This is a genomic window from Oerskovia sp. NPDC057915 (genome assembly GCF_042887685.1).
Lineage (GTDB): Bacteria > Actinomycetota > Actinomycetes > Actinomycetales > Cellulomonadaceae > Oerskovia.
The window spans coordinates 197726-222174 of sequence record NZ_JBHVOS010000003.1; the positions used below are offsets into that span (position 1 = coordinate 197726).

A 24449-nucleotide genomic window follows, 5' to 3' on the forward strand; every position below is an offset into this window, starting at 1 on the left:
CCCGGGCGGCTCAGCCGACCGGGGCGCCGACCTGGACGCTCGTCGAGCGCAGCCGCTCGGGCAGGCGCAGGTGGTCGGCGTCGGCCACGCTCGCGCGCAGCCGCCGCGCCGGCAAGGCGTGCGGCAGCACGAGCTCGGCACCCGGCTGGCCGGACCGGTGCAGCGCCGCGGCGAGCTCGTGCACCAGGATCTCCTGACGCCGCGCGCCACGCACCGAGAACACCCACAGGTCCTGCTTCTCGGGCTGGGGCTGCCACGTCCCGGTGCGCGTGAACGCGCGGGCGGCCTCCGCCGTCGGCCCGACGAACGTCACGGACCGCAGCGACCACAAGGCCGTCCGGTTGGTCGCGGACGCCCCCTGGTCGGCCTTGAGCAGCGTCACCGGACGCTGGGTCCCGACGATCGCCGAGACGCTCGGCGCGACGACGTCCGCGTACGGCACGGCGTACGGCGCCATGAACGGCCCGAACGAGCCCACGACGAGGCCACGCTCGAGGACGAGCAGCTTCTCGCTCGCGACGAAGCGCAGGACCACCGCCAGGACCAGGCCCATCGCGAGGGCGAACGCCGCGACCTGGAGCACGCTCCCGTTGAAGACCATCACGGCGACGACCACCGCGAAGATCCCGGCGACCGTCCCGACGGCGCGCGCGGACAGCGTGCAGGACTCGACGTGCCGGAGCTCGCCGAGCGTGCTCCGGTGCTGGTCGGCGACGGCACGGACCTTGCGGGTCGCGCGGTCGCTGAGGGGGTGCGGTGCGGGGCTCAGAGGATGTCCTTGTCGTCAGGTGGGGCGGTGCGGTGCCGGCGCACGAAACTACCGCTTTGTCGCATCCTGTGCGAAGGGCACGTCGGCCCTGGACGCCCGGCACGGTTCCCCCTGGTCCGGTGGAGGTCGTCGTCGTGGGGGCGGGCGTGCCGTTTCGACCGAGCACGCTCTGCCGGGGGACAATCGACGCATGTCTGAAGCCGGAGCCCTGCCCGTCCCCGACCGCGCCGCCCCGTTCGAGGCGCACGTCGAGTGGGCGCGGACGACACCGGTCGTGGGCTTCGACCTATCCCCGATCGACGACCGCTGCATCGAGGACGCCCCGCCCTGGGACTACCTGGTGCTCGCGCGAGAGCTCGTGGGCAGCGGCCGGGGCGCGGTGCTGGACCTCGGCACCGGTGGCGGCGAGGCCTTCGGCTCGCTCGCGCCCTTGCCGGAGGGATCGGCCGCGACGGAGGGCTGGCCCCCGAACGTCCCCGTGGCCCGACGGCGCCTCGAACCCCTGGGCGTGGACGTCCGGCAGGTGGGGAGCAGCAAGGGTGAGGGACTCATGCTGCCGTTCCTCGACGGCCGGTTCGCTGTGGTGCTGGACCGCCACGAGGAGTTCGAGCCGTCCGAGGTCCTGCGCGTCCTGGAACCGGGAGGCGTGTTCATCACGCAGCAGGTCGACTCCCGGGACGGCATCCGCGTCAACACCGCGCTCGGCGCACAGCTCCCCTGGGACCCGGACGACGTGACGCTCGAGGGAGCGGTCGCGGACCTGGCCGAGGCCGGCTTCGTGATCGACGTGGCGCGTGAGCACGTCGGCACGCGGCACTTCCACGACCTGAGCTCTCTGCTCTGGTACCTCAAGGTCATCGCGTGGCAGGTCCCGGAGATCGCGAGCCTGTCGCCCGAGGCGATCGGGCGCTACGAGGCGCCGTTGCGTGCCCTGCACATGCACTTCGCGGCGGGCAACGACTTCGTGGACGAGGCCCCGCGGTTCCTCGTGGTGGCCCGCAAGCCGTTCTGACGGCCACCACCCGCCGAGGCTGACGCCCCCGCCCGCCGACGGTGACGTCGCGACCTGCCGAGGGTAACGTGCACACCCGTCGAGGGTGACGTCCCCACCCGCCGGGGGTGACGTGCGGGCCCGTCGAGGGTGACGTATACGTCCGCCGGGGGTGACTTGTAGGACTGCCGTAGCGGTCATTGCCTGGCAGCTCGCGCAGGTCGACGGCTCGCAGTCCGGTAGGCGGAGTCTTGACGTCGGCGGCCGGTCACGTACCTCGATCTGACGAGACACCTCTCCGCCCGGACGGAGGTGCCGCCTGCCACCAGGACGTGAAGAAGCCCGCGGGCTGGTGGATTCCTCCACCCGTCGCGCTGGACAAGGGCGCGACTCCCGCGGGCTCCGGTGGCTGCATGGTTCTCGCTGGTCGTGGGTGACGTGACGGTCACCTGTCGGCTGCGGGATCCTCGCAAGGTCCGTTGCTCGATGGCACGACTAGCGTGCAACCACCTCATGTGTCCGAAGAATCTTCACTTCGTGGACCACCTCCTTTCGATGTACTGGCGACGTTACGCCTGCCGTCCGCCGGGCCGCCAGGGCTTTTCTCGACAGGTTCACGCCCGTCACCGCCGACGGTCTCGGGTGTCACCCTCGGCGGTCCTGCACGTCACCCTCGGCGGCCCAGCGCGTCACCCTCGGGCTCCGGGTCGGTCACCCTCGGCGGCCCAGCACGTCACCCCCGGCGGCCCAGCACGTCACCCTCAGCGGTCCAGTGCGTCGCCCTCGGCGCGTGACCGGTCGCCCTGGTCCACTCCCTCGCGTCGGGACGCCGCGACGACCCTCGTCGAGCACAGCAGGCCCAGGAGCAGGAAGCCTCCCGCGACGTACAGGGAGATGCGCGTCGCGTCGCTGAACCCGTCGGAGAGCGCGTCGACGACGTCGGGCGTCGTCTCGCCGAACTGGCTCCGGGTGCCCTGCGCGCGCAGCTGCGGGATCGTGCCGCCCGCCGACTGGGCCGTCGCGTCGGCGACCTGCGACGCGACGGCGGGCGAGACGCCGTCGACCCCGTCGAGCGCGGGCGGGACCGCGGTCGTGAGGCCGATCGCGAGGGCCGCCCCGATGAACGCCGTGCCGAGCGCCGAGCCGAGCTGGCGTGACGTGGACTGGGTCGCGGACGCCTGGCCGGACTCCTCCTCGGGGACGTCGACGAGCGTCGTGCCCGTGAGCTGCGCGGACGCGAGCCCGAGACCCAGGCCGTAGACCACGAGCAGGACCGCGATGAGCCACGACGACACGGTCGGGGTCACGACGAGCGCGACCGCGAGCACGCCCACGACCTCCAGGACCAGCCCCAGGACGATCGTGCGCGGCGACCCGATCGCGGCCGCGAGGTGCCGGGCCATCGCCCCCGAGAAGAACGCGCCCGCGGCCATGGTCGCGAGGACCACCCCCGCGCCCAGGCTCGAGAGGCCCAGGATGTTCTGCAGGTACAGCGGGAGCACGAAGATGAGGCCGAACTCGCCGATCGCGACGAGCATCGCGGTGAGGTTCCCCCAGCGGAACGTCGCGACGCGGAAGAGCGTGAGGTCGAGCAGGGCCGATCGTGCGACCTGCGCCCGGTGCCGTTCCCACAGGGCGAACAGCACCAGGAGCAGCACGCCGGCCGCGCCGACGACCGGGACGGGCGAGACGGGCGCGTCGGTCCCCCACACGGCACCGAAGACCTTCAGCTCGGCCTTCGGCACCCACCAGCCGAGCGACTGCCCCTCGATGAGCGCGAACACGACCGCCCCGAACCCGAGCGCGCTCAGGAGCAGCCCGACGACGTCGAGACCTGGCACGGTGATGTGCGCCCGGGTCTCGGGGACGACGAGCAGCGCGCCGACGACGACCGCTACCCCGATCGGGAGGTTCACGAGGAAGATCCACGGCCACGTGAACGACGTCGTGAGCCACCCGCCCAGGAGCGGCCCGACCGCGGCCATGCCCGAGATCACGGCTCCCCAGATGCCGAACGCGACCGCCCGGTCCTTGCCGCGGAACGTCGCGTTGACGGTCGACAGCGTCGCGGGCAGGACGAACGCCCCGCCGACGCCCTGGACGAGGCGCGCGACGATCAGGGTCCCGGCGTCGTCGGCCTGCGACGCGAGGAGGCTCCCGGCGAGGAAGACCACGATGCCCCCGAGCAGCATGTTCCGCCGCCCCAGGCGGTCGCCCAGGCGGCCCGCGGTGAGCAGGAGCGCCGCGAACACGACCGAGTAGGACGCGTTGACCCACTGTGCGTCGTTGAGGTCCAGGTGCAGGTCCTCGATGATCGTGGGGAGCGCGACGCCCACGATCGTCCCGTCGAGCACGATCATCGACAGCGCCGTGGCGAGGACGAACAGCCCGGCCCACCGGTGGTCGGGGACCACGGGGCCTTGCGCGGCGCGTGCGGGAGGCGGCTGGCCCGTCTCGTGGGACTGCGCGCTCATGGACGCTCCTTCGACGTGGCGCCGCGGTGCGCGGCCCGTGGCTGTGCGGTCAGGCCGGGAGGAGCCGGTCCCACTCCTCGGGGTAGTCGTCGAGCCATTCGGCGAAGCTCTGCGCCGGGCGCCCGGCGAAGCGTTCGACGACGTCGCTCACCCCCGCCATCTCGCCCGCCGCGATCGCGGTGTAGGACGAGACCCAGCCGTCGACCTCGAACGGCGGCGCGGCGTAGACGGCGCGCGACGAGTACGCCTCCTCGATCGTCTCCGGGTGGTAGGTGATGGAGCGGCCGGTGACGCCGGAGAGCACGTCCGCGACCTCGCTGAGGGTCAGCGCCTGGGGGCCGGTCACGTCGTACGTCGTGCCGTCGTGCGCGTGGGGACGCTCGTCGAGGAGGATCGCGGTCGCGACGTCGGCGATGTCGTCGTGCGACACCGACGCGAGCCGCCCGTCGCCGGCCGGGCCGCGGATGACGCCGTCGTCGCCGACCATGTGGACGAGGCCCTGGTGGTAGAGGTTGTCGCGCAGGAACGTGTACTTCAGGCCTGTGCCCTTGATGTACTCCTCGGTGTGCCAGTGGTCGCGCGCGAACGTGAAGGTGGCCTCGGGCGCGGCTCCCACGAACGACACGTAGACGATGCGCTCGACGCCTGCGGCGACGGCCGCGTCCACGGCTGCCCGGTGCTCGGCGACGCGGTCGGGGGCCTCGCGCGCCGAGACGAGGAACACCGAACGGGCGCCGCGGAAGGCACGGACCATGCGTTCGGTGTCGGTGTACCCGGCGGTGACCGCGACCTCGGAGTCCGGCAGGGGGTCGCCGTCGGGCAGGCGCGGCGTCCGGGAGGCGTCCCGCACGACGAGGCGCTGGGCGGCCCCCTCGGCCGCGAGCCGCAGCGCGAGCTTCGATCCGAGCTGCCCGCTCGCGCCGGTCACCGCGACGATCCCCGAGTCCGTCCTGATGGTCATGCGTCCACGGTAGGCCGGGCACGCGGGAAGTGCCCGACGGCGGACGGCGGCCGCGAGACGGTTCGGTGCGTCCGAGGCGGGTCGCCCGGGCCCCGATCCGAGCCACCCATCTCGTGCGGGAGCACCCGTCTCGGACCACCCGTCTCGTGCACGCGCACCCGTCCCGTCGCGCCGGAGGGGTCCTGCGCCTGGCTCGGGCAGACTGGTCGGGTGACGACTCCCCACGACGCGACCCCCGACCCCGGCCACGGCCCGTACCGCGTGATGACGGTCTGCACGGGCAACATCTGCCGCTCGCCCATGGCGGAGATCGTGCTGCGCGACCGGTTCGAGGCCGCCGGGCTGGGCGGGCGCGTGGTCGTGGACTCGACGGGCATCAGCTCGGAGGAGCACGGCAACCCCGTGGACCGTCGCGCGCGCCGCGTCCTGGCCGAGCACGGGTACGACACGGGAGACGGCCACCACGCCCGCCAGGTCCGCGCGAGCGACCTCGTGTCCCGCGACCTGGTGCTGCCCATGACGTCGCAGCACGCGCGCGCCCTGCGCCGGATGCACGGCGACGGGAACGTGCGCATGTACCGGTCGTTCGACCCGTCGGCGCCCGTCGTCCTGCCGGAGAGGGCCGAGCGTGACGAGCACCTGCTCGACATCGACGACCCCTGGTACGGCGGCATGCAGGACTTCGAGGACTGCCTGGCGCAGGTCGAGGCCGCGGCGGACGGCGTGGTCGAGTTCGTGCGCGGAGAGCTCGCGCGGCGTCAGGCCTGAGTGCTCCGCGCCCGGGAGCCGCGCGGCCCCCGCGCCCGGGCGGCCCACCCGCGGACGCTCGCGCCCACGGCTCCCGCCGTCGAGCGTGCCCACCGGACCGGTGCCCACGCGCCGACCCCGGTCGCCGCCTCGTCCGACCCGGGCCCTGACACGGGCTCGGGCTCCGGCTCGGGCACGTACCCGTGCACCCACGTCGCGATCTGCTCGTAGGCCGCCGCCCGGACGGGCGCGGCCGAGAGCACGACGTCGTGCAGCGCCCCCGCTATGCGTGCGAGCACGACGAGGGTCCCGAGGTCGGTCGACCGCCGCGCGATGCCGACGACGTCGAGAGCCGTGTCGCTGTGCATCATCTCGGGGGTCCACCGAGGCAGGAGCGTGCTGCTCGTGGACAGCAGCACGAGCACGGGCACCGCGATCCCGAGCCCCAGCTCGACCGCCGCCTGCCCGCGCAGGACCGCGTTGAGCCAGCCCCCGTGCACGACGAACCCGCGCACGGGCCGCCACGTGAGGTCGTAGTCCCACTCGCCGTCGAGCGTCCTGGACACCGAGCGCGTGTAGAAGCCGAGGTCGACCTGGGGCAGGGGCACGCGCGGGTCGAGCCGTGCCTGGAGCGCGATCGCGGGGGCCAGCACCTTGCGCCCGATGTCGCGCGCCTGGAACTCGAGCCACGGGCTGTTGAGGACGAGCCCCGCGACGCGGGCCTGGTTGCGCGCGGTCCACAGGCTCAGCGTGAGGCCGCCCGTGGAGTGGCCCATGAGGACGAGGCCGCGCTCGCGCATCACGGGGTCGGCCGTCAGGACGCCGTGCCCCATCGCGGCGAGCGCGGCCTCGATGTCCTCGTCGTACGTCGAGAGCTCGGTCACGAAGCCGGAGGTCTGGCCCGGACGCAGGCTGCGGCCGTACTTGCGCAGGTCGAGCGCGAAGAACCGCGCGCCCTGGTCCTCCCAGAAGTCTGCGAGCCCGGTCTGGAAGAAGTAGTCGGACCAGCCGTGCACGTACAGGACGTCGATCCCGCGGTCGCGCACGCCTGCGGGGCGCGCTCCTCCGTGGAGCGTGGCACCGGCCGCGTCGCCCGTGGCCCGACGGCGCCGCACCAGCGTCGCGACGACGTCACCCTCGTCGTCGGGGGCGAGGGGCAGGGTGAGCTGCTCGAACCCGTCGAGGACGTCGGGTACCCAGCCCGTCGTCTCGGCGGTCGGGGCGGTGGGTTCGGGCATGTCCCGAGGGTAGGAGCCGCTGCGTGGGAGCGCTCGCCGGGAGCGGGTGAGTCAGGTCGCCTCCGTGCCGTCGGCCGGTCCGCCCCGCCGACGGCGCCACCACCGTCGGGCGCCCGTCGCGCCCGAGCCGTCGCTCGCCCGGGGCGGGCGGTCCCGGGAGGTGCGCGACGTCGTCGGGCCGGAGGACGCTGCCGCGGCGCTGCGGGCCGCCCGTCGTCCGTGCCAGAGGGACACCTCCTCCTCGACGTCCCGCACGGGGGTGACCACGGGCGGACCGCCCAGGAGCTGGCGCCGCGCGTCGACCACGCGCGCGTTGAACTCCGCGAGGACCTCCCGGACCGATGCCTCGGAGAACTGGCGGTCGAGCTCGTCGCGCAGCCGGGCGTCGTCGGCGCGCAGCTGCGCCGGCGGCAGGATGCCCGTGATCTGCTCGCGCTCGACGAGGTTCTTGAGCCACCAGTCGGGGTCGTGGCGCGCGCTCAGGCCCGGGATGGGCTTGCCCGCGAGCGGCAGGTCGTCGAACTCGCCGCGGGCCATGGCCTGGCGGACGAGCTCGTCGACCCACTGGCCGCGGTTCTCGAGCGGGAGCCGCGGGCGCGCGTGCCCGTCGCCGTCGGCGGGGGGCTCGTCGGCGGGCTCCTGGGTGCTCGCCTCGGCCGCCGCTTCGGCCGTCTCGCGCGCGGTCTCGCGGTCCACGCGGTACTGCGCGGCCCGGCGCACCGGGTCGTCCTCGGTCATCGGGTCCTCCCACGGTCGTCGCTGGACGGGTGCTGCTCCCATCCTCGCCGATCGCGGGCGATGTAGGCTGGGCCGCTCGTGCTTTTCCTGGACGGGCCTGCTCGTTCCCGGTGATGAAGCCCGCCGGGACCTGGTCGGCAGCACGCTGCCGTGAACGGCCCGCACCCTGCGGGAGGTGGAGTGCACATGACCCAGCGCACGGACGACGAGCTTCTCAGCCCCGCCGAGGCGGTCGACCTCGAGAACTGCGCGCGAGAGCCCATCCACGTCCCCGGGCGCATCCAGCCCCGCGGTGCGCTCCTCGTGGTGCGGGAGTCCGACGGGCACGTGGTGCAGTGCTCGACCAACGTCCGCGAGGTCCTGGGGCACGACGTCGAGCAGGTGCTCGGCGCCCCGCTGGCCCAGGTACTCGGTCCCGACGACGGCGCCCGGCTCCTCGCGCACGTCGCGCTCCACCCCGACCTGGCCCCGCACAACCCCGTCGAGATCCGCACCGGGACGACCCGCGACGTCGAGACCGACGCGATCCTGCACCGCCCACCGCTGCCCGCCGGGGCCGAGCCCGTCGTCGTGATCGAGCTCGAGCCCGCCGTCGTGCGACCGCTCAGCTTCCCCAACACGTACCAGGCCGTGCGCGTGGCGCTCGCGGACCTCGACCGGGCCGGGACGCTGCCCGCGCTGTTCGGGACCGCGGCGCAGCACGTGCGGCGGCTCACGGGCTTCGACCGCGTGATGATCTACCGCTTCGACGCGGACTACAACGGCGAGGTCGTCGCCGAGGCCAAGCGCGAGGACCTCAACTCGTTCCACGGCCTGCACTACCCGGCGACCGACATCCCGCGCCAGGCCCGCGCGCTGTACGAGAAGAACTGGATCCGGCTGATCGACGACGTGGGCTACGTGCCGTGCGACGTCGTCCCGACCGCCCTCCCGACCACGGGGCAGCCGCTCGACCTCACGTACTCGACGCTGCGCAGCGTCTCCCCGATCCACCTCGAGTACCTCGCGAACATGGGCGTGGGTGCGTCGATGTCGATCTCGCTGCTGCGCGACGGGAAGCTGTGGGGCCTCATCGCGTGCCACCACTACTCTGGGCCGCACCACCCGCCCTACGCGGTGCGTGCCGCCGCGGAGTTCCTGGGCTCCGCTCTGTCGGTGCTGCTCGTCGCGCAGAGCGAGGAGGACCGCCTGGCCGCGTCGCGCGCGTCGTCGCGCCTGCTCGCAGCCCTGGTCGCCGACAGCCGCGACGAGGACGCGACGCTCGTCGAGGCGCTCACGGCCGACCGGCGGTTGCTCGACCTCGTGGGCGCCGACGGTGCCGTGGTCGTCGCGGAGGGCCGCTCCGGCTCGCTCGGCCGCGTGCCCGACGACGCGGGGGTCGCCCTGCTCGCCGGGTGGGTCGCGGACCGGCTCGCGGGCACGGGCGACGAGGTCCTCGCGATCGACTCGCTGCGTGTGGCCGCCCCCGAGGTCGCGGCGCACCTGCCCGACGTCGCGGGCGTGCTGGGCGTGCACCTGAACGACGGCCAGGTCGTGCTCTGGCTGCGTGACGAGGTGCTGCGGAGCGTCGACTGGGGCGGCGACCCCCACAACAAGGCCATCGCGCGCAGCGAGGGCGACACGGTCCGGCTCAGCCCCCGCAAGTCGTTCGAGCGCTGGCGCGAGGTCGTGAGCGGTCACAGCGACCCCTGGGCCGAGGAGGCCGTCGAGACGGCGGGAGCGCTGCGCAGCCACCTCGTCGAGGCGCTCTACCTGGCCGGGCGCCGGGACGTCCGCGCGGCCGAGGCCCTCCAGCGGAGCCTGCTCCCCGCGTCGCTGCCCGACACCCCGGGCTGGACCGTGACCGCACGGTACGAGCCGGCCGGCGGCGGATTCGTCGGCGGTGACTGGTACGACGCGCTCCGCCTGCCCTCGGGCGCGCTCGGGCTCGTCGTCGGGGACGTCACGGGCCACGGGCTCCAGGCCGCGGCCTCGATGGGGCAGCTCCGCAACACGCTGCGCGCCGCGCTCGTCCAGGCCGGGACCGCGCGCGGGGCCGTCGAGCAGCTCGCCGCGACCGTGCGATGGACCATGCCGGGGCAGATCGCGACGCTCGTCGTCGCGGTCGTCGACCTCGACGAGGGCTCGGTCGAGTACGTGACGGCGGGTCATCCGCCCCCGTTCTTCCTCGTGCCCGGCGAGGGCGTCGTGTGGGGCCGTCTGCTGGGCGGTCCGCCGCTCGGGCTGGGTGCGCTGCGGTTCGAGCCCGGGACCACGTCGATCCCGCCCGGCGGTGCCCTCGTGCTCTACAGCGACGGGCTCTTCGAGCGCCGTGACGAGTCGCTCAAGGTGGGGCTGCGGCGGCTCGCCGGGACGTTCGCCGAGCACGTGGGCGACGTCGACGCCGTGCTGCGCGAGACCCGGGACCCCGCGTCGGAGGACGACGCGACGCTGCTGGTGCTGCGCCGTCGGGCCACCGACGAGGCCGGCGGCCCGGCCGGCGAGGCCACCGGCACGGCCGGCACGGCCGGCGGCACGACCACCGGCACCGTCACCGACGACTGAGGGCCGACCTGCGCCTCGCGCAGACCGGCCCTCAGCGGGAGCGAGCGGTCAGGGGACCGCTGCGACAGGCAGCGGTGGAGCCACCGCGTCGCGCGGCACTCCGAGCCGCGCCCAGACGTGCTTGCCGTCCGCGACGAACCAGCCCACGTCCAGGGCGATCCGCTGCGCGAGCACGAGCCCGAAGCCGCCGTCGCCCGGCAGGCGCGGCGCCGCGACCACGGGGGCACGGCTCGTGTCCTGGTCGATCACGTCGACGATGTACTCCTCGCCGTCGGTCAGGAGCTGGACAGTCGTCGGCGGGCGCCCGTGGCGCAGTGCGTTGGTCGCGAGCTCGCTCGCGACGAGCACGATCTTCTCGGGTACCTCGGCGAGGGCGCCGTCGGGAGCGAGCGGGCGCCCCGTCAGCTCGAGGTGGAGCGAGGTGCGCAACGTCGAGAGCTCGTCGATCGAGTCGAGCTGCCAGACGCGGACCACGTGGAAGTTCTCGGGCGGACGGGACGAGGCGATCGAGGTGTCCAAGAGGTTCCTCCGATGGGTCCGGTGGGATGTGCGGGTGGGTCGGGCACGACCGTGCGGCCAGGGGTGGTGGCCGGTGCGCCGGAAAGGGGTCAGTCGACGATCGTGAACTGCGCGAGGACGCCGCTGATCTCCAGCAGGTCCTTGATGCGCTCAGGGACACCGACCAGGACCGGGGCCTCGCCACCGGCCAGGAGGGACAGGTACAGCAGCCGCAGGCCGCCCGAGTCCATGAAGGTGACGTCGGCCAGGTCGATCGTCACAGGGCCGTCCGCGCGCTGGAGGGAACGGACGAGGTCGTCCTCGGAACGGTCCTGGACCGCGGCGTCGACCTCGCCCCACATCGTCCATCGAGGTCCGGAGTCGTCGATCCGGACTCCCCCTTGCGTCGTGTGCTCCGGCACTGCTCGCCTCTCGATCGGTTGACCTGAACGTCCTCCCGGCCGCGCTGGGCGACCGGGACTCGTGCCAGGTTACGGAACTTCCCGCCCGGTTTCCTTGTGGGACTCGCCCCGTCACCGGACCTGCACAGTTCACCCGGTGCTCACCGAGCCCGTGAGCCCCGGAATCCCGGGCATGATGGGCTCATGAAGGTCTCGCGCAGGTCGCACGTCCCCCCGTTCGCCGTCATGGAGGTCCTGGCCGCGGCCAACGCCCGGCGGGACGCGGGCGAGTCGATCCTCAACCTGTGCGCCGGGGAGCCGTCGACGGGGGCGTCCGACGTCGTGCGGCGCCGGGCGATCGAGCTGCTCGAGTCGGGCGACCTCGGGTACACCGAGGCCCTGGGCGTGCCCGCGCTGCGCCAGGCGGTCGCCGAGCACTACGAGCGGACGTACGGCGTGGTCGTCGACCCGGCGCGGGTCGCGATCACGACGGGGTCGTCGGGCGGGTTCATGCTCGCGTTCCTCGCCGCGTTCGACGCCGGCGACCGTGTCGCGCTGGCTCGCCCCGGGTACCCCGCGTACCGGAACATCCTCGCGGCGCTGGGGTGCGAGGTCGTCGAGCTCGACTGCGGCCCCGAGACCCGCTACCAGCCCACCGTCTCCCAGCTCATGGAGGCGTACTACGGGGGCGGCCTCGACGGGCTCGTCGTCGCGAGCCCCGCGAACCCGACCGGGACGATGATCCCGCCGGCCGACCTCGCCGACCTCGCGGCGTGGTGCACCGACCACGACGTCCGCCTGATCAGCGACGAGATCTATCACGGCATCGTCTACGCGGACCCCGCGTCGGAGGCCGGCGAGACGGCGACCGCGGCCCAGTACCTCGACGGCGGCGCGGTCGTCGTGAACTCGTTCTCCAAGTACTGGGCCATGACCGGGTGGCGGCTCGGGTGGCTCGTGCTGCCCGAGGACCTCGTGGCCCCGGTCGACGCGCTCGCGGGCAACATCGCGCTGAGCCCGCCCGCCCTCGCGCAGCACGCGGGCGTCGCGGCGCTGTCCCCCGAGGGGTACGCGGCCGCACGGACGAACGTCGCCCGGTACGCGGACTCGCGCGCGCTCGTGCTCGACCGGCTCACCGACCTGGGGTGGGACCCGGTCGCCCCGGCCGACGGAGCGTTCTACGTGTACGCGAACGTCGCGGGGTCGGGGCTGGACTCCGTCACGTGGTGCGAGCGGCTCCTCGCCGACACGGGGGTCGCGCTCACCCCGGGCACGGACTTCGACGGCGTGCGCGGCCACGAGTGGGTCCGGCTGTCCTTCGCGGCCGCGCCGGAGGTCGTGGCCGAGGCCGTGGACCGGATCGTCGCGTGGCGGGCGGCGGGCTACCGGCGGGCGTGAGGAACGGTCAGGCGGCCAGGTCGACGGTGCGTGCGTGGGCGGCAGGCACCTCGAGAGGGACGACGACGGCCTCGGTCGCGCGGCGCCGTCGGGCCTTGACGAGGACCACGATGGCCTGACCGCCGATGACGATCCACACCACGTTCGCGACCGCCGAGGGCCACACGCCGTTGACCGCCGCGACCAGGCACATGAGACCCGCGCCCACGAAGTTCGTGAGCTGGAACCGCAGCGAGTCCCCCGACCAGCGACCGCGTGTGACCATCGCGTACGCCGTGACGGCCGCGATCGCGCCGACCCATCCGAGCGGGGTCACGACCAGGTCGACGAGGGCGGGGGAAGCGGACATGGCGGTCTCCGGGCAGGGGTAACGAAGGGATCGGGGAGGGGGGACCTGGTGGGAGCTGCGACGCTGCAGCAACCAGGTGGATTGTGGGCGCCAGCCCCTTTTGAGGAGGACCGGCCGGCGCCACGTCACCAGTGTGGCCCCCAAAATCATTCAGCACAATTGAAGAACTCTGACGTGGCCGTTTAGCATCTCTACATGGCCACGGACCCACGAAGACTTGGTTTCCTGCTTGCCGTGCACCGGTCCGGAGGTGTCCTGGCGGCCGCCGACCTGCTGCACGTGACCCCCTCGGCCGTGTCTCAGCAAATAGCACGTCTGGAGGCCGAGGAGAAGGTCCAGGTCCTCGACCGCGGGCCACGTGGCGTGACCCTGACGCCCGCCGGCCGCATCCTCGCCGAGGCCGCCGAACGCATCGAGTCCGAGATGGTCGAGGCCCGCAAGGCCATCGTCGCGATGAGCGAGGAGATGACGGGGACGGTGTCGGTCGGGTCGTTCCAGACGGCGATCCGCGCGGTCGTCGGGCCCACGTTCGCGACGCTCGAGTCGCGCTACCCCGGCGTCGAGCTCGACGTCCAGGAGCTCGAGCCCGCAGAGGCCCTGCGGCTCCTGCGCAGCGGTGACCTGGACGTCGTCCTCCTGGAGCGCGACGAGGACGCGGACTCCCCCGCGCCGCGCGGCATGCGCGAGGTCCCGCTGCTCGACGAGCCGTGGCGCGTCGTCGTCCCCGCGACGTTCCCCACGCCCGCGCGTCTCGACGACGTGCGCGACGCCGTCTGGCTCGGCCCCGAACCCACGACCGCCGCGGCCCGCGCCCTGCGTCGCCTCTCGCGCACGCTCGGCACGACCCTGCGCACACGTCACTCGTACTACGACTTCGACGTGGCCCTCGCGCTCGTCGCGGCCGGGCAGGGCGTCGCGATGCTCCCCGCGCTCGCCGTCCAGGGCGAGATGCCCGACGGCGTCACGGTCGTCCCGCTCCCGGGTCTCGGGTCGCGGCGGCTCGTCGCGCGACACCGGGCCACCCGGCACGAGCCCCGGCCCGTCGTGAACGCGGTCATCGACGAGATGGTCGCGGCGGCCGCGGCGATCGAGCTGGGCTGAGCGGGGACCGCTCAGCGCCTCCCGAGCGACAGGCTCCCGTCGTCGAGCACCGACAGCTCGTCCAGCACCCGGGTGAGAGTGACCGCCGACCGGTCCCAGCGCATCGACCGAGGGTCCGCAGGCAGGTCGGCGACCCGGGCCGGAGCGGCCGGCGAGGCGAGGTGCCGAGGGACGTAGGCGGTCGTTCGGGGCTGCTTGTCCTGCGACGTCATGTCCATGCTGGGTGAAGCCCCCTCGGGCGCTCGTGGTGGTCCCCGGCGCGGGCACGCGACGAGGTGAGCAACTCATCCTGCCCGGCTCGCGCGCGACGCGACGGAGGCGCGCCCTCGGACGTGGGCGGGAGCGTGGCGAGACTCGTGGAGATCGTGTGGCCGCTACTCACGGACGAAGACCTGGTAGCGCTCCGGGTCCTTCTGGGCCGCGACGGTCGCGGCGACCCGCTCCTCGGCCTCCTCCTTGGTCGGCAGCACGTCGCAGTCGAACGCGTCGTACAACGTGATCGAGGTGTGCGCCCACCCGAGGATCGGTGGGGTCCCTGCGGGGCAGGACCCGACGAGCGGGTAGACGAAGACGATCTGCTTGCCGGTCTGGAGACCGACCTTCCGGGCGATCCCCTGCGCGGTGTCGACGATCAGGCTGCGGTTCGTCGTGATCTGCCCCGGGACGCCCGGGTCCTGGACGGTCCCGTCCACCTGCCCCTGCACCCACGCGCGGACGCGTTCGGGCAGGGGTTCGGCGCTCGTGACGACGACCCGTGTCTCGTCGGGCAGGACGAAGGCGCGCTTGCCCGCGGGAAGCCTGCCGACGTCCTCCACGGCGATCGTCTCTCCCGTGGTGACGGCCAGCTCCTCGGGTGGGGGGGACGCGGCTGCCGCCTCGGCCACGGACGACCCGTCGGCCGGGCCCGCCGTGTTCCCGCGGTCGTCCCCGACACACCCCTCGAGCAGCGCGAGCAGCGTGAACATCACGATCGTGGCCGCAATCAGCAAGAACCCCGTGCGGCGATTCTCGGGGCTCGTCACCGAGCGCACCTCCTCGATCTCGGGCGTGCCCGCCAGGAGGACACGTCGGTTTTCCACCTCCTATGCGCCGGGACCGTCCTTGGCCTGCTTCTCCGCGCTGCCCGGGGCTCTCTCGCGCTGCCGAGGGTCTCGCCCTGGTCGGCGGAAGCGGCCTGCACCGTCGGGCACGCCCAGGCCCGGTCCCGGTCGAGCGCCCTGCCTGCGGAGCGGACTTTCCGGACGTAGCCTGCTCGGATGGACGTAGCGGTGCTCGGAGCGACCGGTGACGTCGGGCGGCAGGTCGTCACGCAGCTCGTCGAACGGCGCGTCCTGCCCACGACCTCCCGGCTGCAGCTCGTGGGCCGGCCCGGCGGCGCGTCGGGGCGCGCGGTCCACGGGCTGCGCGCGGACCTCGTCGACGCCTACGACGAGCACGCCCCGCTCATCGACGTGGCCCACTCCCCCGCCGACGTCGTCGCCGACGTGGTCGTCGTCGCGGCCGGGGCGACGACGCCCGCCCGCTCGGGCGCCTCGCTCGACCGGACCGGGCTCGCCGTCGCCAACCGCGAGGTCTTCGCCGAGTACGCCGACGCGATCGCACGGCAGGGCTCGGGGCACGAGGTCGTGATCGTGGTGTCCAACCCCGTCGAGGTCGGCGTCGCCGTCATGGCCCGGGCGCTGGGCGCGCGACGCGTCGTCGGGATGGGAGCCTGGCTCGACACGCTGCGCTTCCGGCGCGAGATCGCCGTCGAGCTGGGCGTCCGACGGCACCGCATCGGCGGCTTCGTCGGAGGCCAGCACGGCGAGGACGCGGTACCGCTCTGGTCGACCGTCCGTCTCAGCGGGCACGACCTCGCCGAGCGCGACCGGGCCGTGCGCCTCCTGCGGCGCGGGCGCACGCTCGACGGGTTCCCGGACGAGATCGCCGCCGCGAAGGCAGAGCTCGTCGAGGTCGCGGCCACCGACATCGGCGCCGCCTACCGCCTGATCGACACCTGGCCCGCCGACCTGCGAGTCGTCGCGCGCCCCTGGATGACGCACCAGAGCGGCGCCAAGACCGCGACCGCCACGGCGTCCGCGACGGTCGACCTCGTCGAGGTCGTGCTCGACGGGCGAGAGATCGTCGTCGCCGGGCAGGTCGCCCTCGACGACGAGGTGGCGCTCGCGGGCGAGCCGCAGCGCGGCGTCCTGGGCGTCCCGATCGTGCTGGGCCCGGAGGGATGGACGCGCGTCCTCCTGGACTCCCTGCCCGACGACGAGACGCACCGCCTGCGCGGAGCGGCGGCGGCCGTGGGCTCGGCGCTGCGGACGGCAGGTGTGGAGGGAGGGCCGGGCGGCTCGGCCGCGGCGGCCGCCGGGGCTGCCGACGCTGCGGAGCGTGCGGGGTCTGCCGGGGCTGCGGGGGCCGACGCCTCCGAGGGACCCGGGGAAGCCGTCCGCCCCGACGCGGCCGAACCCTCCTGGGTGGCCCAGGTCGAGGGGTTGCACCGCGCGGGCACCCTGACCGGTCTCACGGGCGTGTTCTCGACGCGTGGCGTGAGCTTCGAGCACCTCGCGACCGAGGAGGTCGAGGGCGACGGAGACGCGGGCACGATCCACGTGAGCTTCCGGGCCAGCGAACGTCGCGCCCGGGCGCTCGAGCGGGCCGTGGGACGGCTCGCGACGGTGCGCTCCGTCGTCGTGCACGGCGCTCCCCGCGAGACGGCCGCACCGCCGCGCGACCGCGGGCGCTAGGCTGGGCCCACAACCACATACTGCTGCTCGAACCACTGCGGGAGAGCCCGGCCACCTCAGGGTGAGGTCGGCGCCGAAGGAGCAACTCCTCCCCGAGAATCTCTCAGGCCGACGTACCGCGGTGGCGAGGCAACTCTGGAAAGCGGTGACTCCGCGACCGCCCTCGGGCGGAGGGGTCCCCTACCGACGGTGCAAGCCGGCGCGCCCCGGGTCCGCGAGGACCATGGCGGACCGGCAAAACTCTCAGGTCGACGCTGCGCGTCCGATGACAGAGCGGGGAGGAACGGGTGGGCCCCAGGGTCTGCCGTCGTCTTCCTCGCCGACCCCCGGAGACCTCCGTGACACAGCAGTCCAGCGACGCGTTCGACCGCGCGCACTTCCCGTTCCGCCACCTCGGGCCCCGCCCCGTGTCGGCCGAGCCTGCGGCGGCGCCCTCGGGCGAGATCGCGACCATGCTCGCCGAGCTCGGCTACGACTCCCTCGACGCGCTGATCGACGCCGCGGTCCCGGACTCGATCCGGACCGACCGTCCGCTCGACCTGCCCGCGGCCCGCACCGAGTCCGAGGTCCTCGCGGACCTGCGTGCCATCGCTGCCAAGAACGTCGTCAAGACCCAGATGATCGGGCTCGGCTACTACGGGACCATCACTCCCCCGGTCATCCGTCGCAACGTGCTCGAGTCCCCGGCCTGGTACACGGCGTACACGCCCTACCAGCCCGAGATCTCGCAGGGGCGTCTCGAGGCGCTGCTCAACTTCCAGACCGTGGTGCTGGACCTGACGGGGCTCGAGGTCGCCAACGCGTCCCTGCTCGACGAGGCCACCGCGGTCGCCGAGGCCGTCGCGCTCATGTGGCGCGCGGCCAAGGGCGGGGCGGGCGTCGTCGCCCTGGACTCCGAGCTGTTCCCGCAGACGATCGCGGTGACCCGGGCGCGGGCCGAGTCGGTCGGCCTGCCGGTGGTCGTGGTCGACCTGTCGGAGGGCGTGACGGCGGGGCTCGTCGCGGCCGGGGTGGCGGACCAGAGGCTCATCGGCGTGGTGCTGCAGCAGAGCGGCGCCTCGGGCGTTGTCCGCGACCTGCGTCCGCTCGTCGCCGAGACCAAGGAGCAGGGTGGCCTGGTGACGGTCGCGGCCGACCTCCTGGCTCTCACGCTGCTCGTCTCCCCCGGCGAGCTCGGCGCCGATGTCGCGGTGGGCTCGGCCCAGCGCTTCGGCGTCCCGCTGTTCTACGGCGGCCCGCACGCGGCGTTCATGGCGGTCCGCAAGGGCCTCGAGCGGTCCCTCCCGGGCCGCCTGGTCGGGGTGTCGGTCGACGCCGACGGCGACCAGGCCTACCGCCTGGCCCTGCAGACCCGTGAGCAGCACATCCGCCGTGAGAAGGCGACGAGCAACATCTGCACGGCCCAGGCGCTGCTCGCGATCGTCGCGTCGATGTACGCGGTCTACCACGGGCCCGCCGGGCTCAAGGAGATCGCGGAGCGCGTGCACTCGCGGGCCGTGGCGCTCGCGAACGGGCTGCGTGCCGCGGGTGTCGAGGTCCGGCACGACGTCTTCTTCGACACCGTGGCCGCCGTGGTGCCGGGTCGTGCGGCGTCGCTCGTCGCGGCCGCCGCCGACGCCGGCATCAACGTGTACAACCCAGACTCCGATCATGTACAGATTGCGTGCGACGAGACCACGACGCCCGACGACGTGCTCGCGCTCGTCGAGGTCTTCGCGGCCGGCCAGGACCTCGGGTTCGTCGGTGGCGGCAGCGTGCTGCCCCAGGAACTGCTGCGCACCACCGGGTACCTGACCCACCCGGTGTTCCGCCGTCACCGCTCCGAGACCGCGATGCTGCGCTACCTGCGCGCTCTCTCCGACAAGGACCTAGCGCTCGACCGCACCATGATCCCGCTGGGCTCGTGCACCATGAAGCTCAACGCGACCGCCGAGATGGAGGCGATCTCCTGGCCGGGCTTCGCGGACCTGCACCCGTTCGTGCCCGCCGACCAGGCGCTGGGCTACGCCGAGCTGATCGACGGTCTGCAGGGCCAGCTCACCGAGATCACGGGTTACGCGGGCGTCTCGGTGCAGCCCAACGCGGGCTCGCAGGGTGAGTTCGCCGGTCTGCTCGCGATCCGCGACTACCACCGGTCGCGCGGCCAGGAGGGGCGCGACGTGTGCCTCATCCCCGCGTCGGCGCACGGCACCAACGCGGCGTCGGCCGCCCTGGCCGGCATGCGCGTCGTGGTCGTGGCGACGTCCGAGAAGGGTGAGGTGCAGCTCGACGACCTGCGTGCCAAGCTGGGCCAGCACGGTCCCCAGGTGGCCGCGATCATGATCACCTACCCCTCGACGCACGGCGTCTACGAGGAGCACGTGCGCGAGGTCTGCGATCTTGTACACGAAGCCGGTGGCCAGGTGTACATCGACGGGGCGAACCTCAACGCGCTCGTCGGGCTCGCCCGGCCCGGCGAGTTCGGGGGCGACGTCTCGCACCTGAACCTGCACAAGACGTTCTGCATCCCGCACGGCGGTGGCGGCCCCGGCGTCGGACCCGTCGCCGTCGCCGAGCACCTCGTCCCGTTCCTCCCCGGGAACCCGCTCACGGGCGAGGGAGCGGCTCCCGTCTCGGCCGCACCGTTCGGCTCGGCCGGCATCCTGCCGATCTCCTACGCCTACGTCGCGCTCATGGGGCCCGACGGCCTGGAGGCCGCGACCAAGACCGCCGTGCTCGCCGCGAACTACCTGGCCAGCCGCCTGACCGAGCACTTCCCCGTGCTCTACACCGGCGAGGCGGGCCTGGTCGCGCACGAGTGCATCCTCGACCTGCGCCCGATCACCGCGCAGACCGGGGTCACGGCCGAGGACGTGGCCAAGCGCCTCATGGACTACGGGTTCCACGCGCCCACGCTGTCCTTCCCGGTCGCGGGCACGCTCATGGTCGAGCCGACCGAGAGCGAGGACCTCGCCGAGCTCGACCGGTTCGTCGCGGCGATGGTCGCGATCAAGGCCGAGATCGACGAGGTCGCGGCCGGTACGTGGGCCATCGAGGAGTCGCCCCTGCGCGGGGCCCCGCACACGGCCGCCGCGGTCGTCTCGGACTCCTGGGACCGGCCGTACTCGCGCGAGGTCGCGGCCTACCCGCTCGCTACGCTGCGGTCGGGCAAGTACTGGCCGCCCGTGCGGCGCATCGACGGGGCGCGCGGCGACCGCAACCTCGTGTGCTCCTGCCCCCCGATCGAGTCGTACTCCTGAGGTCGTCGGAACCAGCGTCGCCTCGCGGCCACGCTGGTTCCGACACCTCGGACCCACCCCAGGACCGCCAGGACGCGCGTGACGCAGAGGTCGCCCTCGTCCTGACACCCCGCAGAGAGGATCACCATGACGGAGTCCGTGCAGGACACCACCCCGGCCGCCGACCGCCTCAGCCCGCTCCACGACGAGCACGTCGCCCTGGGGGCCTCGCTCACGAGCTTCGGCGGGTGGCAGATGCCGCTGCGCTACACGAGCGACCTGGCCGAGCACCGTGCGGTACGCGAGGCCGCGGGCCTGTTCGACCTCTCCCACATGGGCGAGATCGAGGTCAGCGGGCCGCAGGCGGCTGCCGCCCTGGACCACGCCCTCGTCGGCAACCTCACGGCGGTCGCCGTGGGACGTGCGCGCTACACGATGATCTGCGCCGAGGACGGCTCGGTCCTCGACGACCTGGTCGTCTACCGGACGGGCGAGGAGACGTTCCTCGTCGTGGCCAACGCCGGGAACGCGCCGCTCGTGACCGCCGAGCTGGTCCGACGGAGCGAGGGTTTCGAGGCCACGGTCACGGACCAGGCCGCGGACACCGCGCTGATCGCGGTCCAGGGCCCGCGCGCGGAGGAGATCGTCGGCTCGCTCGTGACGCCCGACGATGTACAAGTCGTCAAAGACCTGAAGTACTACGCCTCGGTCGAGCTCCGCGTCGCCGGGATCGATGCCCTCGTCGCCCGCACGGGGTACACGGGGGAGGACGGCTTCGAGCTGTTCGTCCCTGCCGGGCAGGCCCGCGAGCTGTGGCAGCAGGTGCTGGCGGCGGGGGAGCCCCTCGGCCTGGTCCCCGCCGGGCTCTCGGCGCGCGACTCGCTGCGCCTCGAGGCCGGGATGCCGCTGTACGGCCACGAGCTCGACACGACCACGACGCCCTTCGAGGCAGGCCTGGGGCGCGTCGTGAAGCTCGACAAGGTCGACGCCGAGGGAGAGCCGATCGACTTCGTGGGCCGCGCCGCCCTCGCGTCGCGTAAGGGCGCCCAGCCCGCGCGCGTGCTCGTGGGCCTCCGCGGTCTGGGCAAGCGACCCGCTCGCGCGGGCTACGCAGTCGTGATCCCGGGCAAGGAGCCCGACGTGCAGATTGGTGTCGTGACCTCGGGCGCCCCCTCGCCGACCCTCGGGTACCCGATCGCGATGGCCTACGTGACGCCCGAGTTCAGCGCCGAGGGCACCGAGCTCGCGGTCGACGTCCGCGGCCGTGAGGAGCCGGTGGTGATCGTGCCCATGCCGTTCTACCGTCGTCCTCAGACCCCCTGACCCGGGCGCACGGCCCGGTCCTCTCCCGCCCCCGACCCTCGACCTACCACCAGCAGACCAGGAGCACCTCATGGCAGACTTCCCCGCCGACCTGCAGTACACCGCCGAGCACGAGTGGCTCGACGCCTCGACGCCCGCCGTCGTCGGCATCACGAGCACGGCCGCCGAGGCCCTCGGTGACATCGTCTACCTCGAGCTCCCCGAGGTCGGAGCGACCGTCACGGCGGGCGCGGTGATCGGCGAGGTCGAGTCGACCAAGTCCGTCTCCGAGCTGTACTCGCCGGTCACCGGGACCGTGGCCGAGGTCAACCAGGCCGCGATCGACGACCCGTCGCTCGTCAACGCCGAGCCTTTCGCCGGGGGATGGCTCCTCAAGGTCGACGTGACCGAGACCGGTCCGGTGCTCACGGCCGAGGAGTACAGCGCGCTCGTGGGCGGCTGACCCTCTCGCTTCCTCCCGAGGTTCCCCCCGAGGGCCGCTCCGCGACGACGTCGCAGGGCGGCCCTCGGGCGTCTCCGGTTGTCACTCAGCATGCTGTGGCGCCAGACTGTGAGGCGGATCACATTTCTTTCCGCAACGGCCTAGGGGTGATCCGAGACACATCGGAGATATCGACCGTTGTCGCCAGAGCCGGGATTTTTGGCATCTGACCTGCGTGGATACTGTGCAGCACGTTGGAGGGGACCCTCTCGTGAAAGACCGCTGAGATTGAGGGTGAAGATCCGCGTCATGAATCGCGGGTTCGCCCATCTCTCCCAGTAGCAGCACCTCACCGGATCGACCCATGACGCGATGGGAAGACCGGTCAGCACATGGAGGAAGCATGAGCATCATCGAACTGGCCCGGACAGAGACGCCGGCCGTCCAGCTCGCAGCACCACTCACCCGCCGTGAGCAGGTCGTGCTGTCGAACCTTTCCGAGGACATCACCTTGGAGCAGATCGCCACCAAGCTGTTCGTCACCCGCAACACCGTGAAGTCGCAGGTGCGCAGCCTCTACCGCAAGCTCGGCGTCTCGACTCGTGCCGAGGCGGTCCAGTGGGCCAAGGACGCGGGTATCCGCTGACCTCGGCTCTCGGGGGAGGGCCCGCCCGTTCTGCGGGCGCGACAGCGAGTACGGCAGGGGACGAAGGGCTTCCTGGCCCGTGGGCAGGAAGCCCGGCGCACGTGGCCGCGCGCGACGTGCCGGACCACGGTCCGGCCAGGTCCCGTCATGGTCGGCGTGAAACACTGCGCACATGATCTCCCGCCGTCTCGTGGTGGCCGCCGCCGTCGTCGACGACCTCACGACCCCCCGCCTGCTGCTCGCCGCCCGCCGTTCTCGGCCGGTCGAGCTCGCGGGGCGCTGGGAGTTCCCGGGGGGCAAGGTCGATCCGGGGGAGACGCCCGTCGACGGGCTGCACCGCGAGCTCCGGGAGGAGCTGGGGGTGCAGGTCGAGCTCGGTGACGAGCTGGTCGGACCTGACGACGGGGGCTGGAACATCACGGACCGCCACGTCATGCGGCTGTGGCTCGCTCGCGTCGTCGCAGGGGAGCCCGAGCCGCTCGTCGAGCACGATGCGCTGTCCTGGCTCCCCGTCGGGGAGTGGGGGAGCGTCGACTGGCTGGACGGCGACGTCCGGATCGTCGACGCCCTCAGCGACTGGGTGGCGCAGGAAGCCGTCTGACCCAGGTCTCGACCTGTCGCCTGCTGCCCAGCCGCACGAGGGTCGGCGGTGAGTCCTGACGTGCGACCGCGGCCGGGAGGCCGCGCAGCGAGTGGCGCGTCGACCACGCCCACCTGACGACGTGCCCCGGGTCCGAGAGGACCGTGCGCAGCGGCGGTTCGACGTTGCCGTTCCACAGCACCTCGCGTGTCCACGCGCGCTTCACCGTACGAGTCACGACCTGACGCATCGTGGTCGCCACAGGCAGGTCGAGCCACACGACGAGGTCGGCCTCGTCGAGGAGCAGCTGACGTGCCGCGCGGTACTGCCACTCGACGACGAAACCCTCCTGCCCGACGACGTCGCGCACGTCGTCGAGGAACGTCGCCCGGGGAGTCCAGCCCGGGCCGTGGAAGAGCGCGTCGATCTCGGTGTGCGGCAGGTCGAGGCGTGCGGCGAGCCGCCTCGCGAGGGTCGTCTTCCCGGCCCCCGAGACCCCGGCCACGACGACGCGGCGAGGGCTGTGCCCGAGGTGCGCGACGACGTCGTCCAGGGGGCCGAGGGTGGTGTGCACCCCGGGACCCTACCCGGTGACGACCTGCGGCCCCCGCCTCCTGGCCGGTCTCGCCGCGCGGTCCTGGACCGGCGCTGGTATCACGGAGGGGTGTGAGGTGCGCCGAGACGTCGGACCGGGGCGCCGGGTGCTCACCTCCGACCGGTCGACCGGGCCTCGTGCACGCACGACGCCCCCTGCAGAGAGGTGACCCGCATGAGCGACCTCACCGGACTGGGAAACCCGGCACGGCCCACGAGCGTCACGGTCGCGGTCGTGCTCACCTGGATCGCCGCCGTCACCGACATGGCCGGCAGCGTGGCCCTGTTCTTCCTCGCAGGGGATGCGGCCGTCGTCGACGCGCTCGCCGCGACCCGCGCCGAGATCCAGTTCTTCGCGCTCCTGAGCCTCGTGGTCGGGGTCCTCGTCGCGCTCGTCGCGCTCGGCCTCCAGACCCGCGGACGGTGGGCGCTCATGGCGGTCACGTTCGTCATGCTCGTCCGCATCGGGATCGGCGTGTACTCGCTGCTCCGGTTCGGGCCGCACCAGCTGACGGGCGCCGTGCTGACGATCGTCGTCGCGCTCCTGGTGCTCGCGCTGCTCTGGAACGGGGCGTCGCGGCGATACTTCCGGGGGTGACGACGCGCCGTCACCCCGCCTCTGCCCGCGGTGATCCGACCAGACGCTTGCGGACACGTGGGGACGCGTGCGGACGCGACCGAACCTTGCGGACCCGGCGACCGGGCGACCGCCCGGACGGCCGA

Annotated in this window: 23 protein-coding genes and 1 riboswitch; of the genes, 12 read left to right on the plus strand and 11 right to left on the minus strand. The window is 73.2% G+C overall.

What is annotated here, in order from left to right:
* Positions 1–10: 10 nt before the first annotated feature.
* Positions 11–616 carry a hypothetical protein gene (locus tag ACFVQ3_RS03405; protein WP_387635055.1) on the minus strand — a complete coding sequence of 202 codons (606 nt, stop codon included), beginning with the start codon at positions 614–616 and terminating at the stop codon, positions 11–13.
* Between the two features lie 343 nt (positions 617–959).
* Here ACFVQ3_RS03405 and ACFVQ3_RS03410 point away from each other — a divergent pair, with 343 nt between their 5' ends.
* Positions 960–1781, plus strand: a complete 822-nt coding sequence (locus ACFVQ3_RS03410) for a class I SAM-dependent methyltransferase (protein ID WP_387635058.1) — start codon at positions 960–962, stop codon at positions 1779–1781.
* 740 nt (positions 1782–2521) lie between these two features.
* Here ACFVQ3_RS03410 and ACFVQ3_RS03415 read toward each other — a convergent pair.
* Complete coding sequence (locus ACFVQ3_RS03415; protein WP_387635060.1) at positions 2522–4234, minus strand: MFS transporter; 1713 nt, start codon at positions 4232–4234, stop codon at positions 2522–2524.
* 49 nt (positions 4235–4283) lie between these two features.
* Positions 4284–5195 carry an SDR family oxidoreductase gene (locus ACFVQ3_RS03420; protein ID WP_387635063.1) on the minus strand — a complete coding sequence of 304 codons (912 nt, stop codon included), beginning with the start codon at positions 5193–5195 and terminating at the stop codon, positions 4284–4286.
* A gap of 264 nt (positions 5196–5459) precedes the next feature.
* Here ACFVQ3_RS03420 and ACFVQ3_RS03425 point away from each other — a divergent pair, with 264 nt between their 5' ends.
* Complete coding sequence (locus ACFVQ3_RS03425; RefSeq protein ID WP_387635158.1) at positions 5460–5963, plus strand: low molecular weight protein-tyrosine-phosphatase; 504 nt, start codon at positions 5460–5462, stop codon at positions 5961–5963.
* Here the strand turns inward: ACFVQ3_RS03425 and ACFVQ3_RS03430 are convergent.
* Together ACFVQ3_RS03430 and ACFVQ3_RS03435 are read right to left on the minus strand one after the other, a co-directional pair.
* Positions 5954–7180, minus strand: a complete 1227-nt coding sequence (locus ACFVQ3_RS03430; RefSeq protein WP_387635066.1) for an alpha/beta hydrolase — start codon at positions 7178–7180, stop codon at positions 5954–5956. The genes ACFVQ3_RS03425 and ACFVQ3_RS03430 overlap by 10 nt on opposite strands.
* Before the next feature lie 51 nt (positions 7181–7231).
* Entirely contained in the window at positions 7232–7918 is a 687-nt protein-coding gene (locus ACFVQ3_RS03435) for a DUF1992 domain-containing protein (protein WP_387635068.1), read from the minus strand.
* Between the two features lie 186 nt (positions 7919–8104).
* Between ACFVQ3_RS03435 and ACFVQ3_RS03440 the strand changes: the two genes are divergently transcribed.
* A complete protein-coding gene (locus tag ACFVQ3_RS03440; RefSeq protein WP_387635070.1) occupies positions 8105–10462 on the plus strand; it encodes a SpoIIE family protein phosphatase in 2358 nt (785 codons plus the stop codon).
* A 48-nt stretch (positions 10463–10510) separates the two neighbouring features.
* Here ACFVQ3_RS03440 and ACFVQ3_RS03445 read toward each other — a convergent pair whose 3' ends face one another.
* Both ACFVQ3_RS03445 and ACFVQ3_RS03450 read right to left on the minus strand, forming a co-directional pair.
* Positions 10511–10981 (minus strand): ATP-binding protein, encoded by a 471-nt coding sequence (locus tag ACFVQ3_RS03445; protein WP_387635073.1) that lies wholly within the window; start codon positions 10979–10981, stop codon positions 10511–10513.
* A gap of 89 nt (positions 10982–11070) precedes the next feature.
* Positions 11071–11382 (minus strand): STAS domain-containing protein, encoded by a 312-nt coding sequence (locus tag ACFVQ3_RS03450; RefSeq protein ID WP_387635076.1) that lies wholly within the window; start codon positions 11380–11382, stop codon positions 11071–11073.
* Positions 11383–11565: 183 nt separating this feature from the next.
* Between ACFVQ3_RS03450 and ACFVQ3_RS03455 the strand changes: the two genes are divergently transcribed.
* Complete coding sequence (locus ACFVQ3_RS03455; RefSeq protein ID WP_387635078.1) at positions 11566–12759, plus strand: pyridoxal phosphate-dependent aminotransferase; 1194 nt, start codon at positions 11566–11568, stop codon at positions 12757–12759.
* Positions 12760–12766: 7 nt separating this feature from the next.
* On the opposite strand, the gene ACFVQ3_RS03460 is transcribed toward ACFVQ3_RS03455, so the two are convergent.
* The gene (locus ACFVQ3_RS03460) at positions 12767–13108 is read right to left on the minus strand and encodes a hypothetical protein (RefSeq protein WP_387635080.1); all 342 of its coding nucleotides are present in this window, start codon (positions 13106–13108) and stop codon (positions 12767–12769) included.
* A gap of 195 nt (positions 13109–13303) precedes the next feature.
* On the opposite strand from ACFVQ3_RS03460, the gene ACFVQ3_RS03465 reads away from it, so the two are divergent.
* Complete coding sequence (locus tag ACFVQ3_RS03465; RefSeq protein WP_387635083.1) at positions 13304–14209, plus strand: LysR family transcriptional regulator; 906 nt, start codon at positions 13304–13306, stop codon at positions 14207–14209.
* Positions 14210–14220: 11 nt separating this feature from the next.
* On the opposite strand, the gene ACFVQ3_RS03470 is transcribed toward ACFVQ3_RS03465, so the two are convergent.
* Both ACFVQ3_RS03470 and ACFVQ3_RS03475 read right to left on the minus strand, forming a co-directional pair.
* Positions 14221–14421 (minus strand): hypothetical protein, encoded by a 201-nt coding sequence (locus ACFVQ3_RS03470; RefSeq protein ID WP_387635086.1) that lies wholly within the window; start codon positions 14419–14421, stop codon positions 14221–14223.
* Positions 14422–14583: 162 nt separating this feature from the next.
* Positions 14584–15288, minus strand: coding sequence for a hypothetical protein (locus ACFVQ3_RS03475; RefSeq protein WP_387635089.1), 705 nt, complete (start codon positions 15286–15288; stop codon positions 14584–14586).
* 177 nt (positions 15289–15465) lie between these two features.
* Between ACFVQ3_RS03475 and ACFVQ3_RS03480 the strand changes: the two genes are divergently transcribed.
* The 6 genes from ACFVQ3_RS03480 (at position 15466) to ACFVQ3_RS03505 (ending at position 23153) form a co-directional block, all read left to right on the plus strand.
* On the plus strand, positions 15466–16944 hold the full coding sequence (locus ACFVQ3_RS03480; protein ID WP_387635092.1) for a lactate dehydrogenase: 1479 nt from the start codon (positions 15466–15468) through the stop codon (positions 16942–16944).
* 28 nt (positions 16945–16972) lie between these two features.
* A riboswitch (glycine riboswitch) is annotated at positions 16973–17073 on the plus strand.
* Positions 17074–17282: 209 nt separating this feature from the next.
* Positions 17283–20183 carry an aminomethyl-transferring glycine dehydrogenase gene (gene gcvP, locus ACFVQ3_RS03485; protein WP_387635094.1) on the plus strand — a complete coding sequence of 967 codons (2901 nt, stop codon included), beginning with the start codon at positions 17283–17285 and terminating at the stop codon, positions 20181–20183.
* 126 nt (positions 20184–20309) lie between these two features.
* Positions 20310–21485, plus strand: coding sequence for a glycine cleavage system aminomethyltransferase GcvT (gene gcvT / locus ACFVQ3_RS03490; RefSeq protein WP_387635097.1), 1176 nt, complete (start codon positions 20310–20312; stop codon positions 21483–21485).
* Positions 21486–21555: 70 nt separating this feature from the next.
* Entirely contained in the window at positions 21556–21927 is a 372-nt protein-coding gene (gene gcvH / locus ACFVQ3_RS03495) for a glycine cleavage system protein GcvH (RefSeq protein ID WP_387635099.1), read from the plus strand.
* 382 nt (positions 21928–22309) lie between these two features.
* Positions 22310–22552, plus strand: a complete 243-nt coding sequence (locus tag ACFVQ3_RS03500; RefSeq protein ID WP_387635102.1) for a LuxR C-terminal-related transcriptional regulator — start codon at positions 22310–22312, stop codon at positions 22550–22552.
* A gap of 172 nt (positions 22553–22724) precedes the next feature.
* Positions 22725–23153: a (deoxy)nucleoside triphosphate pyrophosphohydrolase gene (locus ACFVQ3_RS03505; protein WP_387635104.1), complete on the plus strand. Its 429-nt coding sequence runs from the start codon at positions 22725–22727 to the stop codon at positions 23151–23153.
* On the opposite strand, the gene ACFVQ3_RS03510 is transcribed toward ACFVQ3_RS03505, so the two are convergent.
* The gene (locus ACFVQ3_RS03510) at positions 23122–23706 is read right to left on the minus strand and encodes an AAA family ATPase (RefSeq protein WP_387635107.1); all 585 of its coding nucleotides are present in this window, start codon (positions 23704–23706) and stop codon (positions 23122–23124) included. The two genes, ACFVQ3_RS03505 and ACFVQ3_RS03510, sit on opposite strands and share 32 nt — an antisense overlap.
* 195 nt (positions 23707–23901) lie before the next feature.
* On the opposite strand from ACFVQ3_RS03510, the gene ACFVQ3_RS03515 reads away from it, so the two are divergent.
* On the plus strand, positions 23902–24324 hold the full coding sequence (locus tag ACFVQ3_RS03515; RefSeq protein ID WP_387635109.1) for a hypothetical protein: 423 nt from the start codon (positions 23902–23904) through the stop codon (positions 24322–24324).
* Positions 24325–24449: the final 125 nt, after the last annotated feature.

Coding starts and splice junctions, on each gene's coding strand:
- ACFVQ3_RS03410 (WP_387635058.1), top strand. CDS start 960: ATGTCTGAAGCCGGAGCCCTGCCCGTCCCCGACCGCGCCGCCCCGTTC.
- ACFVQ3_RS03415 (WP_387635060.1), bottom strand. CDS start 4,234: ATGAGCGCGCAGTCCCACGAGACGGGCCAGCCGCCTCCCGCACGCGCC.
- ACFVQ3_RS03420 (WP_387635063.1), bottom strand. CDS start 5,195: ATGACCATCAGGACGGACTCGGGGATCGTCGCGGTGACCGGCGCGAGC.
- ACFVQ3_RS03425 (WP_387635158.1), top strand. CDS start 5,460: ATGACGGTCTGCACGGGCAACATCTGCCGCTCGCCCATGGCGGAGATC.
- ACFVQ3_RS03430 (WP_387635066.1), bottom strand. CDS start 7,180: ATGCCCGAACCCACCGCCCCGACCGCCGAGACGACGGGCTGGGTACCC.
- ACFVQ3_RS03435 (WP_387635068.1), bottom strand. CDS start 7,918: ATGACCGAGGACGACCCGGTGCGCCGGGCCGCGCAGTACCGCGTGGAC.
- ACFVQ3_RS03440 (WP_387635070.1), top strand. CDS start 8,105: ATGACCCAGCGCACGGACGACGAGCTTCTCAGCCCCGCCGAGGCGGTC.
- ACFVQ3_RS03455 (WP_387635078.1), top strand. CDS start 11,566: ATGAAGGTCTCGCGCAGGTCGCACGTCCCCCCGTTCGCCGTCATGGAG.
- ACFVQ3_RS03460 (WP_387635080.1), bottom strand. CDS start 13,108: ATGTCCGCTTCCCCCGCCCTCGTCGACCTGGTCGTGACCCCGCTCGGA.
- ACFVQ3_RS03465 (WP_387635083.1), top strand. CDS start 13,304: ATGGCCACGGACCCACGAAGACTTGGTTTCCTGCTTGCCGTGCACCGG.
- ACFVQ3_RS03470 (WP_387635086.1), bottom strand. CDS start 14,421: ATGACGTCGCAGGACAAGCAGCCCCGAACGACCGCCTACGTCCCTCGG.
- ACFVQ3_RS03480 (WP_387635092.1), top strand. CDS start 15,466: ATGGACGTAGCGGTGCTCGGAGCGACCGGTGACGTCGGGCGGCAGGTC.
- gcvT (WP_387635097.1), top strand. CDS start 20,310: ATGACGGAGTCCGTGCAGGACACCACCCCGGCCGCCGACCGCCTCAGC.
- gcvH (WP_387635099.1), top strand. CDS start 21,556: ATGGCAGACTTCCCCGCCGACCTGCAGTACACCGCCGAGCACGAGTGG.
- ACFVQ3_RS03500 (WP_387635102.1), top strand. CDS start 22,310: ATGAGCATCATCGAACTGGCCCGGACAGAGACGCCGGCCGTCCAGCTC.
- ACFVQ3_RS03505 (WP_387635104.1), top strand. CDS start 22,725: ATGATCTCCCGCCGTCTCGTGGTGGCCGCCGCCGTCGTCGACGACCTC.
- ACFVQ3_RS03515 (WP_387635109.1), top strand. CDS start 23,902: ATGAGCGACCTCACCGGACTGGGAAACCCGGCACGGCCCACGAGCGTC.